The organism is Pseudomonas sp. Pme6b (genome assembly GCF_058129925.1).
Genome location: NZ_CM176704.1, coordinates 2,219,278 through 2,234,449 on the forward strand (window position 1 = coordinate 2,219,278; position 15,172 = coordinate 2,234,449).

8 protein-coding genes, 1 other RNA gene and 2 pseudogenes are annotated in these 15,172 nt (G+C 59.0%); 7 read left to right on the forward strand and 4 right to left on the reverse strand.

The window, feature by feature from the left end:
* Positions 1-113: 113 nt before the first annotated feature.
* The 5 genes from AC4ANE_RS10075 to AC4ANE_RS10095 all read left to right on the forward strand — a co-directional run bounded on the left by AC4ANE_RS10075 (position 114) and on the right by AC4ANE_RS10095 (position 9,335).
* Complete coding sequence (locus AC4ANE_RS10075) at positions 114-773, forward strand: GntR family transcriptional regulator (RefSeq protein WP_002552808.1); 660 nt, start codon at positions 114-116, stop codon at positions 771-773.
* Positions 774-777: 4 nt separating this feature from the next.
* Positions 778-4,266, forward strand: coding sequence for a chromosome segregation protein SMC (gene smc, locus AC4ANE_RS10080; protein WP_460408872.1), 3,489 nt, complete (start codon positions 778-780; stop codon positions 4,264-4,266).
* A gap of 250 nt (positions 4,267-4,516) precedes the next feature.
* The gene (zipA, locus tag AC4ANE_RS10085; RefSeq protein WP_002552810.1) at positions 4,517-5,386 is read left to right on the forward strand and encodes a cell division protein ZipA; all 870 of its coding nucleotides are present in this window, start codon (positions 4,517-4,519) and stop codon (positions 5,384-5,386) included.
* Positions 5,387-5,515: 129 nt separating this feature from the next.
* Positions 5,516-7,879 (forward strand): NAD-dependent DNA ligase LigA, encoded by a 2,364-nt coding sequence (gene ligA, locus AC4ANE_RS10090; protein ID WP_031594825.1) that lies wholly within the window; start codon positions 5,516-5,518, stop codon positions 7,877-7,879.
* Between the two features lie 292 nt (positions 7,880-8,171).
* Positions 8,172-9,335: a zinc-binding metallopeptidase family protein gene (locus AC4ANE_RS10095; protein WP_005731470.1), complete on the forward strand. Its 1,164-nt coding sequence runs from the start codon at positions 8,172-8,174 to the stop codon at positions 9,333-9,335.
* A 52-nt stretch (positions 9,336-9,387) separates the two neighbouring features.
* On the opposite strand, the gene AC4ANE_RS10100 is transcribed toward AC4ANE_RS10095, so the two are convergent.
* Complete coding sequence (locus AC4ANE_RS10100; RefSeq protein WP_002552813.1) at positions 9,388-9,876, reverse strand: GNAT family N-acetyltransferase; 489 nt, start codon at positions 9,874-9,876, stop codon at positions 9,388-9,390.
* 226 nt (positions 9,877-10,102) lie between these two features.
* On the opposite strand from AC4ANE_RS10100, the gene ffs reads away from it, so the two are divergent.
* Positions 10,103-10,199: signal recognition particle sRNA small type (gene ffs, locus AC4ANE_RS10105), an RNA gene on the forward strand.
* 186 nt (positions 10,200-10,385) lie between these two features.
* Here ffs and AC4ANE_RS10110 read toward each other — a convergent pair.
* Positions 10,386-11,039 (reverse strand): annotated as a pseudogene (locus AC4ANE_RS10110) (DUF1826 domain-containing protein).
* 335 nt (positions 11,040-11,374) lie between these two features.
* On the opposite strand from AC4ANE_RS10110, the pseudogene AC4ANE_RS10115 reads away from it, so the two are divergent.
* Positions 11,375-12,498 (forward strand): annotated as a pseudogene (locus AC4ANE_RS10115) (mechanosensitive ion channel family protein).
* A gap of 17 nt (positions 12,499-12,515) precedes the next feature.
* On the opposite strand, the gene AC4ANE_RS10120 reads toward AC4ANE_RS10115, so the two are convergent.
* Together AC4ANE_RS10120 and AC4ANE_RS10125 are read right to left on the reverse strand one after the other, a co-directional pair.
* Positions 12,516-14,201: an acid phosphatase gene (locus tag AC4ANE_RS10120; protein WP_002552815.1), complete on the reverse strand. Its 1,686-nt coding sequence runs from the start codon at positions 14,199-14,201 to the stop codon at positions 12,516-12,518.
* Positions 14,202-14,294: 93 nt separating this feature from the next.
* Complete coding sequence (locus tag AC4ANE_RS10125) at positions 14,295-15,074, reverse strand: substrate-binding periplasmic protein (RefSeq protein ID WP_044343796.1); 780 nt, start codon at positions 15,072-15,074, stop codon at positions 14,295-14,297.
* Positions 15,075-15,172 lie beyond the last annotated feature (98 nt).

The window sequence follows — 15,172 nt, forward strand, 5'->3', positions numbered from 1 at the left end:
CAAGGTTTTGCGTATTTCGTGCCAGTTTCCGCGTCTATGGCCCTGCGCCATCCGTACCGGTTGCGCTACACTTCGCGGCTTGCGTGCAGAACTGGTTTTTTTGAAGGATAGTCATGACGTTCAAGGCCCCGGACAGCCTCGCTGAGCAAATTGCTCATCATCTTGCCGAGCGGATCATTCGCGGTGAGCTCAAGCCTGGAGAGCGTATTCAGGAACAGAAAGTCACGCAGGCGTTGAACGTCAGCCGTGGTTCTGTGCGCGAAGCATTATTGATTCTGGAGCGCCGCCACCTGGTGGTGATCCTGCCGCGTCGGGGGGCACAGGTCACGGTGCTCAACGCGCATAACGTGACCAGCCTGTGTGGCCTGATGAGCGAGTTGTACATTCTGCTGGCCAATGCAGTGGTCGAGCGCTGGCGCACCGAGGATGATCTTGCGCCGTTCGTGCAGATACAGCAGCGTCTGCAGGTCAGCTTCGAGCAGCAGGACGTCAAGGCATTTGTCGAAGAGAGCTTCAATGTCATGCGCGCGGCCTATCCGTTCGCCAGCAACCCGTACCTCGAAGAAACGGTCGAGAACCTGCAGCCGTCCATGAGCCGCAGCTATTTCCTCGCGCTCGAGCAACGCAAGGCCGATATGGGCGACTACCTGGCGCTGTTCGACGAGTTGCTTGGCGCGGTGATCGCGCGGGATCTGCCGAAAATTCGTGCTGTGCTGATCGCCTACTGTCAGCGCAGCTGCCAGCTGGTGCTGGCCGCCCTGGCAGCGGACTGACGCCATGCGCCTGAAGTGCATCAAGCTGGCAGGGTTCAAGTCGTTCGTCGATCCCACCACGGTGAACTTCCCCAGTAACATGGCGGCCGTTGTCGGCCCCAATGGCTGTGGCAAATCCAACATCATCGACGCCGTGCGCTGGGTCATGGGCGAAAGCTCGGCCAAGAACCTGCGCGGCGAGTCGATGACCGACGTCATCTTCAACGGCTCAACCAGCCGTAAACCGGTCAGCCAGGCCAGCATCGAGCTGGTGTTCGATAACTCCGACGGCACGCTGGTTGGCGAGTACGCGGCGTATGCGGAAATCTCCATTCGCCGCAAAGTGACGCGCGACAGCCAGAACAGCTACTACCTAAACGGCACCAAATGCCGCCGTCGCGACATTACCGACATCTTCCTTGGCACCGGCCTGGGGCCGCGCAGCTATTCGATCATCGAGCAGGGCATGATCTCCAAGCTGATCGAAGCCAAGCCTGAAGACCTGCGCAACTTTATCGAAGAAGCCGCCGGGATCTCCAAATACAAGGAACGACGTCGGGAAACCGAAAACCGTATTCGCCGCACCCACGAGAACCTGGCGCGCCTGACTGACCTTCGGGAAGAACTCGAGCGTCAGTTGGAGCGTCTGCACCGGCAGGCCCAGGCCGCCGAGAAGTATCAGGAATACAAGGCCGAAGAACGCCAGTTGAAGGCGCAACTGTCGGCCCTGCGCTGGCAGGCGCTGAATGATCTGGTGGGGCAGCGCGAGGCTGTGATCGGCAATCAGGAGATCGGTTTTGAAGCGCTGGTGGCTGATCAGCGCAGCGCCGATGCCAGCATCGAAAGGCTGCGCGACGGCCATCATGATCTGTCCGAACGCTTCAACCTGGTGCAGGGCCGTTTTTATTCGGTCGGTGGCGACATCGCCCGCGTCGAGCAGAGCATCCAGCACGGTCAGCAGCGGCTGCGTCAATTGCAGGACGACCTGCGCGAAGCAGAGCGCGCCCGCCAGGAAACCGAATCCCATCTCGGCCACGACACCACCTTGCTTGCCACCCTGGGCGAAGAGCTGGAGATGCTTGAGCCCGAGCAGGAAATGACCAGCGCGGCCGCCGAAGAGTCGGCCATTGCCCTGGAAGACGCCGAAGCGGCCATGCAGGGCTGGCAGGAGAAGTGGGACGTCTTCAATCAGCAATCCGCCGAGCCACAGCGCCAGGCGCAGGTCCAGCAGTCGCGCATTCAGCAACTTGAACAAAGCATCGAACGCCTGGCCGAACGCCAGCGGCGTCTGGCCGAAGAGCGTCAGTTGCTGGCCGCCGATCCTGAAGATGCGGCCATTCTGGAACTGAGCGAAGACCTCGCCACCCGTGATATGACCCTTGAAGAGCTGCACGCAGGCGAAGAGCAGGCGGTCGAGCGTCTTGAGCAATTGCGTGAAGCTCTGCAGCAGGCCAGCCAGGCGCAACAGCAGGCGCAGGGCGAGCTGCAACGTCTCAACGGGCGTTTGGCTTCCCTGGAAGCGCTGCAACAGGCGGCGCTTGACCCGGACACCGGCACCGCCGAATGGCTGCGCGATCAGCAATTGGCCGAACGCCCGCGTCTGGCCGAGGGGCTGAGTGTCGAAGCGGGCTGGGAGCTGGCCGTGGAGACCGTGCTCAGCGCGGATTTGCAGGCTGTGCTGGTGGATGACTTCGACGCGCTTGATCTGGCGAACTTCCAGCAGGGCGATCTGCGCTTGCTCAGCGCAGGTGCCGATACAGTGCGGGTGCCTGGCAGCCTGCTGGAGAAAGTGGACAGTACGGTTGATCTGTCCGCCTGGCTGGGCCAGGTGATTCCGGTCGAGGATCTGGACGAAGCGCTGGCGCGACGTGCGCAACTCAGCGCCGGACAAAGCCTGATCAGCCGTGACGGCTATTGGCTCGGTCGGCACTTTTTACGTGTGCGACGTGCCAGCGAGGCGCAGAGTGGCGTGCTGGCGCGGGGGCAGGAATTACAAATGCTGGGCCTGGAGCGTGATGAGCGCGAAGCGACGCTGGCTACGCTTGAAGAGCAATTGCTGGTGCTGCGCGAGCAACAATCGCAGCAGGAAGAAGCCCGCGAGCAACTGCGCCGCCGCGTGCAGGACGAAACCCGTCAGCAAAGCGAGTTGAAGGCGCAACTGTCGGCGGTCAGGGTGAAGGTCGAGCAGTTGACCCTGCGTCGTACTCGTCTGGACGAAGAGCTGGCCGAGCTGGGCGAGCAACGCGCTGTCGAGCACGAGCACCTCGGCGAATCGCGCCTGCAATTGCAGGATGCACTGGACAGCATGGCGCAGGATACCGAACAGCGCGAAGTGCTTCAGGCGCAGCGTGATGCGCTGCGTGAGCGTCTGGATAGGATTCGTCAGGATGCGCGGCAGCACAAGGATCACAGTCATCAACTGGCGGTGCGTCTGGGCTCGCTCAAGGCGCAGTACGATTCGACGCGTCAGGCGCTGGAGCGCCTGCGTATGCAGTCCGAGAGGCTGACCGAAAAGCGCGAGCAACTGAGTCTGAATCTGGAGGAGGGCGAGGCACCGCTTGAAGAGCTGCGCCTCAAGCTTGAAGAGCTGCTGGAGCGGCGCATGGTGGTCGATGATGAAATGCGCATCGCCAAGAACGCCCTCGAAGACGCTGACCGCGAATTGCGTGAAGCTGAAAAGCGCCGGACCCAGGCCGAACAGCAGTCGCAACTGCTGCGCGGTCAGCTTGAGCAGCAACGTCTGGAATGGCAGTCGCTGACGGTGCGCCGCACGGCGTTGCAGGACCAATTGCACGAGGACGGCTACGACCTGCACGGCGTGCTCGCCACGTTGACCCCTGATGCCAGCGAGCAGGCGGCCGAGCAGCAACTGGAGAGCATCGCCGGGCGTATTCAGCGTCTGGGGGCGATCAACCTTGCCGCCATTGACGAGTACCAGCAGCAATCCGAACGCAAGCGTTATCTGGATGCGCAGGATGCTGATCTGGTGGAAGCACTCGACACGCTGGAAAACGTCATCCGCAAGATCGATAAAGAAACCCGAAACCGCTTCAAAGATACCTTCGATCAGATAAATAGCGGAATTCAGGCACTTTTCCCAAAAGTTTTCGGTGGTGGCTCCGCTTATTTGGAACTGACGGGCGAAGATTTACTCGATACAGGGGTGACAATCATGGCGCGCCCTCCCGGCAAGAAGAACAGCACCATTCATCTGCTGTCGGGTGGGGAAAAAGCCTTGACTGCACTGGCGCTGGTTTTTGCCATTTTCAAACTCAATCCTGCGCCGTTTTGCATGCTTGATGAGGTGGATGCGCCGCTGGATGACGCCAACGTGGGTCGCTATGCGCGGTTAGTGAAAGAAATGTCACAAACTGTTCAGTTCATCTACATCACCCACAACAAGATTGCAATGGAAATGGCTGACCAATTGATGGGGGTGACGATGCATGAACCAGGCTGTTCGCGGCTGGTAGCGGTGGATGTAGAGCAGGCGATGGCGCTCGTGGATGCTTGAGTTCTGGCTTGATTCAGTCGCGAAATCGCTGCGTAAGGGTCTGAAAATTTGACGTTTGTGTGATAGATGGCACTTTGGGCGGCGAAGAGACGTAACAGACGGTGTAAAGTTACCTTTGGTCGTGCTAGTTTAGTGACCACTTTTTATTTTCGCGTGGGCAAATTGCCAGTCAGAACATAGACTTGGCACCACGTATTAAAGGGGTTTAGGCCCTTATTTTCAGATTTCTTCATTAGAGGCACTGGATTACATGGAAATCGGTCTGCGCGAGTGGCTGATCGTCATCGGCATAATAGTCATTGCCGGTATTCTTTTCGATGGCTGGCGCCGTATGCGCGGCAGCAAAGGTAAGTTGAAATTCAGGCTGGATCGAAGCTTCTCCAATCTTCCGGATGAGGAGGAAGCCACGTCGGCCGAAGTGCTCGGGCCGCCCCGTGTGCTGGACACCCACAAGGAGCCGCAGCTCGATGAGCATGATTTGCCGTCGATGAGCGCCAGCCCGCGTGAGGGCAAGCGCAGCAACAGTGACAAGCGTGGCAACAGCGACAAGAAGCGCAAGGACGAACCGCAGCAGGGTGACCTGAATCTGGATCTGGACGGCCCGAGCCTGTTCACCGGGCGTGACGATGACTTCCCGGACGACAAGCCTGCCCAGCGCATCACTGAGGACAAGGACCTGCCTCCGGTTGAGGAAGTGCTGGTCATCAGCGTGATTTCGCGCAGTGAAGGCGGCTTCAAGGGCCCTGCGTTGTTGCAGAACATCCTGGAAAGCGGCCTGCGTTTTGGCGAGATGGATATTTTCCACCGTCACGAAAGCATGGCAGGTAACGGCGAAGTGCTGTTCTCGATGGCCAATGCGGTCAAGCCCGGCGTGTTCGATCTGGACGATATCGACCATTTCAGCACCCGTGCAGTGAGCTTCTTCCTTGGTTTGCCAGGCCCGCGTCATCCCAAGCAGGCCTTCGACGTCATGGTTGCCGCCGCTCGCAAGCTGGCTCACGAGCTGGATGGCGAACTGAAGGATGATCAGCGCAGCGTCATGACCGCGCAAACCATCGAGCATTACCGTCAGCGCATCGTTGAATTCGAGCGCCGTGCGTTGACCCAGCGTCGCGGTTAAGCGAATCCTTGTCCACGTCCCGATCAGGAGCATGCTCCGGCAGGCCTTTTCGGGACTTGGGCTTGAACAGAACAGAGCCAACAGATTGAGCAGCCTCGGCTGCTCTTTTGCTTTTTGAGAGAACACCGTATGAAGGCCGTCGAAACCCGAATCCTGGAACTGCGTGCAGAGCTGGATGAGCACAACTACCGCTATCACGTTCTGGATGAGCCCGGCATCCCGGATGTCGAGTACGACCGCCTGTTTCACGAACTCAAGGCCCTTGAGGCAGAAAACCCGCATCTGGTCACGCCGGATTCGCCGACGCAACGGGTTGGCAGTGCCGCTTTGTCGGCGTTCACCCAAGTGCGACACGAAATGCCGATGCTCAGCCTGGGTAACGCTTTCGAAGAAAGCGACATGCTCGAGTTTGACCGGCGGGTAACCGAAGGGCTGGATTTGCCTGCCGGGGACCTGTTTGGTGCGGGCAGCAAGGTGCAGTACAGCTGCGAGCCCAAGCTGGACGGTCTGGCAGTCAGCCTGCTGTATCGCGATGGTGCGCTGGTACGCGGTGCGACGCGCGGGGACGGGACCACCGGCGAGGACATCAGCGTCAATGTACGCACCGTGCGCAACATCCCGCTCAAGCTGAAAGGCAAGGGCTGGCCGGATGTGCTGGAAGTGCGCGGCGAAGTGTTCATGTCCAAGGCAGGTTTCGAGCGGCTCAACGCCAGCCAGCTGGAAATCGGCGGCAAAACCTTCGCCAACCCGCGCAATGCAGCGGCGGGCAGCCTGCGCCAACTGGACTCGAAAATCACTGCCAATCGTCCGCTGGAATTCTGCTGCTATGGCCTGGGGCAGACTTCGGCGGAAATCGCCGACACTCACATCGGCGTGCTTGAAACGTTGAAAAAATGGGGGATGCCGGTCAGTCGCGAGCTGAAGCTGGCGAATGGCGTCGAGGAGTGTCTGGACTATTACCGCGATATCGGTGAGCGGCGCCTGACGCTGAGCTACGAGATCGACGGTGTGGTGTTCAAGGTCAACAACCTGGCTGCGCAGCGCGAACTGGGCTTTCGTGCCCGCGAGCCACGCTGGGCGATCGCCCATAAATTCCCGGCCATGGAAGAGCTGACCGAGTTGCTGGATGTCGAGTTCCAGGTAGGCCGTACCGGTGCGGTAACGCCGGTCGCGCGCCTCAAGCCAGTCAAGGTGGCGGGTGTCATGGTCGCCAACGCCACGCTGCACAACATGGACGAAGTGGCGCGGCTCGGCCTGATGATTGGCGACACGGTAATCATCCGGCGTGCCGGTGACGTGATTCCGCAGGTAGTGCAGGTGGTTGCCGAGCGCCGCCCCGAGAATGCCAGGGCGGTGCAGGTTCCACAGACCTGCCCGGTGTGTGGCTCGCATGTCGAGCGCACGCAGCTGATCAAACGCAGCAAAGGCAAGGAAACCGTCACCGAGGGCGCGGTGTATCGCTGTGTCGGGCGTCTGGCCTGCGGTGCGCAACTCAAACAGGCGATCATCCACTATGTGTCACGTCGTGCGATGGACATTGAAGGGTTGGGCGACAAGACCATCGAGCAACTGGTCGATGAAAAACTCATTGGCTCGCCTGCCGACTTGTACAAGCTGAAATACGAGCAGATCATCGACCTGGAAGGCTTTGCCGAAATTTCCAGCAACAAGCTGCTCAAGGCGATTGCCGACAGTCGACAGCCGACCCTGGCGCGCTTCATCTATGCCTTGGGTATTCCTGATGTGGGAGAAGAGACGGCCAAGGTGCTGGCGCGTTCGCTGGCGTCTCTGGACCGCGTCAAACAGGCATTGCCGGAAGTCCTGACGTACCTGCCGGATGTCGGTCTGGAAGTCGCCTACGAAATTCACAGCTTCTTCGAAGACGAGCACAACCGTAACGTCATTGATGCGCTGTTGGGCGAATGTGGACTGAAATTGCAGGACCAGGGCGAGTTGGGTGCCGAGTTTGCGGCCAGCACTACGCTCGAAGGGCTGATCGACAAATTACATATCCCGTCGGTAGGGCCGGGCGCTGCACAGAAACTGGCTGACAGATTCGGCACGCTGGAGGCCATCATCAGCGCCGATTGGCTGGACATGCGCCAGACGCTGCCGGAGAAGCAGGCCAAATCAGTCCGTGATTTCTTCGACGAAAGCGCACATGCCGAGCGTGCCCGCGCCATAGAAGCCCAGCTCAAAGACTTCGGCATGCACTGGCGCAGCGAGAAAAAAACCGTCGAAGGCTTGCCGCTGGCCGGACAGACCTGGGTACTGACGGGGTCGCTGGAACGCATGAGTCGCGACGTCGCCAAGGAAAAACTCGAAACCCTTGGTGCCAAAGTCTCCGGCTCGGTCTCGGCCAAGACCCACACCGTGGTTGCAGGCCCCGGTGCAGGCTCGAAACTGACCAAGGCCAACGAGCTGGGGCTGACCGTACTGGACGAAGATGCGCTGCTCAAACGCCTGACCGAACTGGGCGTGGCGGTTGACTGAGGCAGGCCGACGCTCCACTTGATTATCGTGCGACGCTCCGCGTCGCATGCCGTTCTGGACGCTCTGCGTCCGATCTTGAATGTGATGGTGCGGCGTAGATCTGTGACGCAGAGCGTCACGCACGGCATTCCCTCGCTGGAGCGTGCGGAACGATAATCTTAGCTACCGTGCGACGCACCGTTTTCGCCCACGCAAACGCCGTCGACGCTATCCGTCCCCACCGTTCGATAATATTTTGAACCCCTGAAGCTTAGGCATGATCTAGTCCATGCAAGGCCAACGGGAGATCGCCATGTATCGCTTTTTCGAGCAATTGAGTTCACGCATTACCGCCCCATTTGTCGGCGAATCCAAACGTAACAGCAAGGTCTGGCAGTGCACATGCGGCCAGTCGGTGTTTTTCCCCAATTCCCAATGCCTGGCCTGTTCGGCTGCGCTGGGTTACCTGCCAGAGCAGGGGCGCGTGGCTACGCTTGAAGCAGGCCCTGAGCCTACCTGGCGCCTGAGCGACGAGCCGGGTGCTGGTCTGTATCGGCGTTGCGCCAACCTCGATACCCCGGCAGCCTGTAACTGGCTGTTTCCGGAGCACAATGCCGGTGAGTTTTGCGTTGCGTGCAGCCTCAATCGCACCATTCCCGACCTGTCCATCGCCGAAAACGGTGAGCGCTGGCGCAAGGTCGAGACCGCCAAGCGTCGTCTGGTTGCGCAGCTGATTTCCCTGGGGCTGCAGGTCATCCCCAAGAGCGTCGATGAAGAAGCCGGCCTGGCCTTTGACTTTGTCGGTGTCGATCTGGAAGGCAAGCTGCCGACCACTGGCCACGCCAATGGCCTGATTACCCTTAACATCGAGGAAGCCGACGACGCTCACCGCGAAGCGATGCGCGTGCAGATGCACGAACCCTACCGCACCTTGCTCGGCCATTTCCGCCATGAAGTTGGCCATTATTACTGGGATCGACTGATCGCCAATACCCACTGGCAGGACGGTTGCCGCAATCTGTTCGGCGACGAGCGCGCCAGCTACGCCGATGCGCTTGATCACCATTATAAAAACGGCGCGCCCGACAACTGGCAGGAAAGCTTTGTCAGTGCTTACGCCACCATGCACCCGTGGGAAGACTGGGCCGAAACCTGGGCTCACTACCTGCACATGATGGACGCGGTCGACACTGCCTTGGGTTTTGGCATGAGCGCGCGCGACATGGAGCTGGACTACCAGCCATTCCCGCTGGAAGTGCTCTACGATCCACAGCACCCAGGCGGCCCGGCGTTCCTGTCGTTCGTCAACGCCTGGATCGAACTGGCCAGCATGCTCAACGAGCTGTCACGCAGTATGGGTCAGCCGGACTTCTATCCGTTCGTGCTGCCTCCTGCGGTAATCGCCAAGCTGCATTTCATCCACTTGGTGATTCAGGATGCGGGCGGCAAGGCCGACGAGGTGTTGCAGGCTCAGTAACCCAGACAGCGCCTGACATCGCTGGATGTCAGGCGCGTGTTCAAACGCCGTATCAAAGCTTCAGCACCAGCCTGCGCTCAAAACCGATCCTTCCGCGGTAAGCCTCTCCGGTGTCCACCCAGCCCTGACCTGAATAAAGCCCGATAGCAGCGCTATTATCTGCATCTACCGAGAGCATCAAATGCTTGATGTCTGGCCACTTCAGGCTTAGCGCCGCAGGCAACGCCTGCAAGCACGCTTTGCCTAGCCCCTTGCCCTGTTCGCGATGATCTATTTGCAACGCATGCAGCGTCGCAGCCAGCTCCTCCTGAGCCCAGTGCGGCAGACAGTCGCCACGCTTAAGCAGGAAAAAACCCACCGGCTTGTCGTCGCCCAGCAGCACAACGCCGCAAACATTCGGGCTGGGGTTGACCAGCAGAGTATTGAGCGCGGTGTAAATATCACCGGAGAACTGTGTCTGCTCCTGCGTCACCTCGAGGTATCCGAGCTGTTGGCGTTGAGAGGCGCTGAGGTCGTGGTAGTCGACCAATCGAGTCTGCATGAGCAACCTGCTGGCTGATTATGGTTGAGGCGGGCAGGGTACAGGATCGAACGGGGCCGTTTCGAGGATTTGTAACGCTGATGACCGGCACGTATTTGCCTTTTAGCCCCTGCACACAAGTGCTTGAGCCCCCTCGAAATTTTTATCCGAACCAACGGTTGTAAACTCACGCCAGACCGGTACAATGGCGCGGCTCGCCAACTGGTGAGTGTCGTTATGGTGACCCCATCGGTCCCCCCGCAACGATTACCCGTGAACCTGGTCAGATCCGGAAGGAAGCAGCCACAGCGGGAACATTGTGTGCCGGGGTGTGGCTGGTGGGGGCACCACCTATCTCAAGCTCAAGGTCCTTTTCTGAAAGGGGCTTACCCGTAAAAATGAAAGCCTATTCCTGTTTCGACTGCGCCATGCGCTGGCGAGAACTTCGTGCGTCTGTAAAAACAGTTTGCCCGGCACGGAGATAACCGCCGGATGTCTCCAATCCGGCGGTTAATCCTGCGTGGCCTGCCTTATTGCCATCGTGCCAGGAAGATGGAGCGACCACTCTGATGGGGCGAGCGGTGTATCAGTTTGGGAATGCTGTCTTCGCAAATACCTTTGCCCGCAAAGAAATAGAAGCGGTCTTGCTTGGCTTCTCTGGTTCTCTGCTCGACAGCCCTGGCATCCAGAGGCGTCATTTTCCCAAAATGCCCCGCTTCAAATATTCCTTCTGATTCTGCGCGCTTCACGTATTCGGTGCCGCGCCCCTCGATAGTGGCGATGCAGATGACCTTTTTCGGCTCCTTATCCTGATGCCATTTGTCTGCGCCCTGATTTTTGGCCCTTCGCAGTTAGAACTCATGAGGCCCCAATTGTTGTTGCTTCCCGGTGAGAGTGGTTGCAATTTCCTTCGCTACGGCTGTTGTTGATCGTTCGTAGTCGGTTGCTTTCAAATCAATAACCTTTCCAACGGGCTCCTGTCTCCAGGCGGGGTTACTGAGACTGCTTTGCTCATGCAAAAAACGTCTTGTAGGTTCTGCTATGGGAACGGTGAAATAACCTTTCTCCATGAGTTTTGCCGTCTTTTCCTGAATCTGTTCCGGCTTCAGCTTCAACTCATCAAAAGGCTGGGGCTGGGTGTAGTAAGCCGATGTGCCAACTCCGCCGCGAATGCCGTAGGTCACGGATATTTTCCTCTGGTTGAATGTGGTGTTAACCACGAATTGGCCTTTTGGGCCGCTTGAACGCTTGGTGCTTGGTAGCCCGTCGCTCGGGCCGTGAGTGGCAACTCATTGAGGAGAGGTTCCATGCTGTCCGATCAGTTTCGACGAACAGTGAAAACTCGGTGTGCGTTCAGGTGATCGATCAATAGCCAATTCAACTGAACCCTCACTCCTACACACCCCCTAACCCCTTACGCGTCGCTTGAAACCGTTTTACGGCAAGGGGCAATTCAGGTCGCTGCGGGTGTCACGGGCTTTTCGGTCAGGCGTCTCGTAGCAGTGGAGCCGGGGGCCGGATGGAACAGGACATCATCAGATTTTTCACAGACTCGCAATTTCTGGGCATTTCGCTCGCCAATTGGATACTCGCTGTGTTCGCCTCGACCATGAGTTTTATTCTGGTCAGGGGGGTTATCGGTTTTGTGCTCCGAAAGATGCGCTCGCGGCCTGATTCGCCCAGCACGCATATGCGCTACATCGTGGTGCAGGTGCTGTCGGGCACCAGCAATACACTGTTACTGCTGGCTTCGATTCTGATCGGGGTGGGCATGCTCGATCTGCCGGAGCGCTGGCTTGGGCGGGTCAGCAGTCTGTGGTTCGTGGTTGCTGCATTGCAGGTCGGGTTGTGGGCGAACCGGGCAATTGCGCTCGCGCTGCAGCGCTACTTTGTACGTCACAACGCTGGCAGCACCTATCAGGGCAGTGCGCTGGCAACTTTGAGCCTGTGGGCGCGAAGGTGTTGCTGTGGGCCACGGTGGTCATGGCGATGTTGTCGAACGTCGGGGTCAACATCACCGCGTTTGTCGCCAGCCTCGGGGTGGGCGGTATTGCGGTCGCGCTGGCGGTGCAGAACATTCTGGGTGATGTGTTTGCCTCACTTTCCATCGCAGTGGACAAGCCTTTTGAAGTGGGCGATTTCATTGTGGTTGGCGCGCTGTCCGGTACGGTCGAACATGTGGGTCTGAAGACCACACGCATCCGTAGCCTGGGCGGCGAGCAGATCGTGATGGCCAACGCCGACATGATCAACAACACCATTCAGAACTACAAACGCTTGCAGGAACGGCGCATTGTCTTCGAATTCAGGCTCACGTATGACTGCTCTGTCGATCAGATACGGGAAGTGCCAAAGAAAGTAGAAACGATCATCAACGCGCAGAAACTCGCCCGTTTCGACCGCTCGCATTTCCGTGGTTTTGGCGAAACGTCACTGGAGTTCGAGATCGTCTTTATCGTTCTCGACCCCAGCTACAACGTTTATATGGATGTGCAGCAGGCGATCAATCTGGACATCATGGAAGCCTTCGCCGAACTGGATGTGCGTTTCGCATTTCCGTCCCGCACGGTGTATGTGGCGTCCCTGCCACCGGTCAAGACGTCGCGTCCGACTGCACTGGAGGCAGCCGACGCGAGTACCTGAGCGATACAGCGACGGAATCAGGCAGGAAAGTGCAATGCGTTGGTCAGGTCGCCCATGGGAGCCTGGCCGCGCGCGATCATGGCGTCGTCGCGGCGCTTCAGCCCGTCGAGCTTTTCCAAGCCGTGAACACGGGTAATCAGGCGCAAAATCGAGGCCGTGTCGTAGACCGTGTGGTCCACCTTGCCTTTGCGGGCGAAGGGTGAAATGACCAGCGCCGGAATACGCGTGCCGGGGCCGAAGCGGTCGCCTTTGGGCGGTGCGACGTGGTCCCACCAGCCGCCGTTTTCGTCCACAGTCACGACGATCACCATGTTGTCCCATTGCGGGCTCTTGCGCAGCACCTTGATCACCCGGTCTATGTGCCGGTCACCCGCAGCCACGTCGGCATAACCGGCGTGCATGTTCAGGTTGCCCTGGGGCTTGTAGAAGGTTACCGCGGGCAACTTGCCGGCTTCGGCATCGGCGAGGAAGCGGTTGGTGCTCGACTCGTCACCCAGGCCGCCGTCACGCAAACGTTTTTTGCGTTCTTCATGGTTTTGCGGACCCTGTTGCTTGAAGTAGTTGAACGGCTGGTGATGGTATTGAAAGTTAGGGATTTTCGGGATTCCCGTGGAGTCCTTGAACTCGTCCAGCGTCACTTGCCAGGCCCCAGCGTACCAGGCCCAGTCGACATTTCTTTTCGACAGTTTGTCGCCGATGTGTTCGTGGCTTTGCGGAACCAGCACGTTGGGCAGATCCGGTTTCGAGTAATCAGGGTTCTGCGGGTCGCGCAGCCAGGTTGGCCAGTAGGGCGGGGCCATGGTGTTGACGGCGTAGTTGTCCGGGGTAATGGCGCTGGGGCCAAACTGCGGTGGCCCCTCCATTGCGCTGGCAGGCGACTTGTCCAGTGGCTTGAGGCGCGGGTCTTGCGGGTTGAAGCTCTGCAGGGTTGCGATCTGGGATTTGGCCGGAGACTCGGCAGCGTTGGGGTAAATCGGCGCGGTGGCTGAAATCAGGTACTGGTGGTTGAGGAACGAGCCGCCGAATGCACCCTGAAAGAAGTTGTCGCACAGCACGAATTCCGAGGCAACGTCCCACAGGCGCAGCGAGTACTGAGTCTGTGCGTAGTTGCCCATGGTCAGCCCGCCAGCGTCGGCCCAGGCGACGAATCGATCATTGCGACCGTCGTTGATCTGCATCTGATTCTGATAGAAAACGTGCCACAGGTCGCGAGTGACCAGACTCAGCGGCAGATCTTCGCCGTTTGGCCCCTTGAGCGGGAAGGGAGCGTTGGGCAGGTCTTTCTGAAACTGCTCGCCTGCCGGGTAGGTCACGCCGTCAACGGTTTGCGGCCCGACCTGCAACACACCACCCCAGGCGGGCGGCAGTTTGGACAATAGCGTGCCGTCGCGGTCGCGCTGTTCATAGTCGGAAGGTCTGAGCGAGGAGAGTGGCTTCTGGACCCCGGGAAAATCGCCGAACAGGTTATTGAAGCTGCGGTTCTCGGCGTAGATCACCACAATGGTCTTCACGTTTTCGCGCAAGGCCCGGTCCAGCGCCGGCCCGGCAAGATGATGATGCTTGTCGTTGTCGGCGGGCGGTTTCTCGTGGGCCGAAACGTAGCTGCTCAGCGTGACGCCTGCGCCCAAGGCAGCCATCCCGCCCAGAAAACGACGGCGGCTGGGGTTGTTGTTGGTGTCTTCGTCGTCTGGTCTGTCGCTCATCGCCAAATACTCGCGCTGGTTAATGTATTACCAAAGATTTCAGGCGAGCGTAACGACGGAATATGACGCTATTGCTACACCGCAGATGAAGGGTTACGGGGGCGCGGTGTAGTGATCGATGATTTGCTGAATCTCGCCCGACAGGCGCATTTGCACCAGTGTGCGCAGGATTTTACCTGTCGGCAGCTCGGGGGTGTTGCGTATCAGGCAGGCCGCAGGCTGCTCTGCGACCAGCGATATGGGCTTCAGCCTTCTGCCGACAGGCAGGTTTCGATTGGTCCATTCAAGGATCAACTGGTTGGTCACGGCGTAGTTGTAGCGTCCAGCCATCAGCTTGCCGAGCGTCTGGTTCTGTGTGCGCGCGTCTTCACGTATCAGTTGATGATTATCGAAAAGATGCTGCAGGGCAGGGTAGTTGTAGCCAAGTACCGTGCCGACGGTTTCATTGTCGAACTGCTCCGGGTAAGGACCCGCAGCTGTTTCGGCTGAAGCGACCAGCCAGTCGCGTTGATAGAGAATCGGCAGGCTCCAGAGGTAATCCCCGGACAGATCGGGATACCACGCCTGTGAGCTGTAGCAATGCATGTCTACTTCGCCACGCTCAAGCGCCGACTGGATGCGCAGGCGCGGCATCACGTGGTACCTGGCTTCAAGGCCGACATGGTGCGCAACGCTTTGCATGATGTCGAACAGAATGCCGGATTCGGGCCGAAAGTCGGTGATATGCATCATCGGCATGGTCCAGCCTTCGTTGACCGCGAAGTCCAGAGTAGCTTTGGCCGCGCTGACGGTCTGCGTCGACAGCAATAGCATGCACGCCACGGCTGCACGAGGCAGCCGTGGCTCTGCAAACGTCCGTTTAAAGCGCGTCATTGGATTCATTTGCTCAGCTTAGCCACAATAGAGGCGGACACCAGATGCAATTTTGCCCCTGCTCGGCTAGCATTGGCGGTCTTCCGCTTACCAGTTGC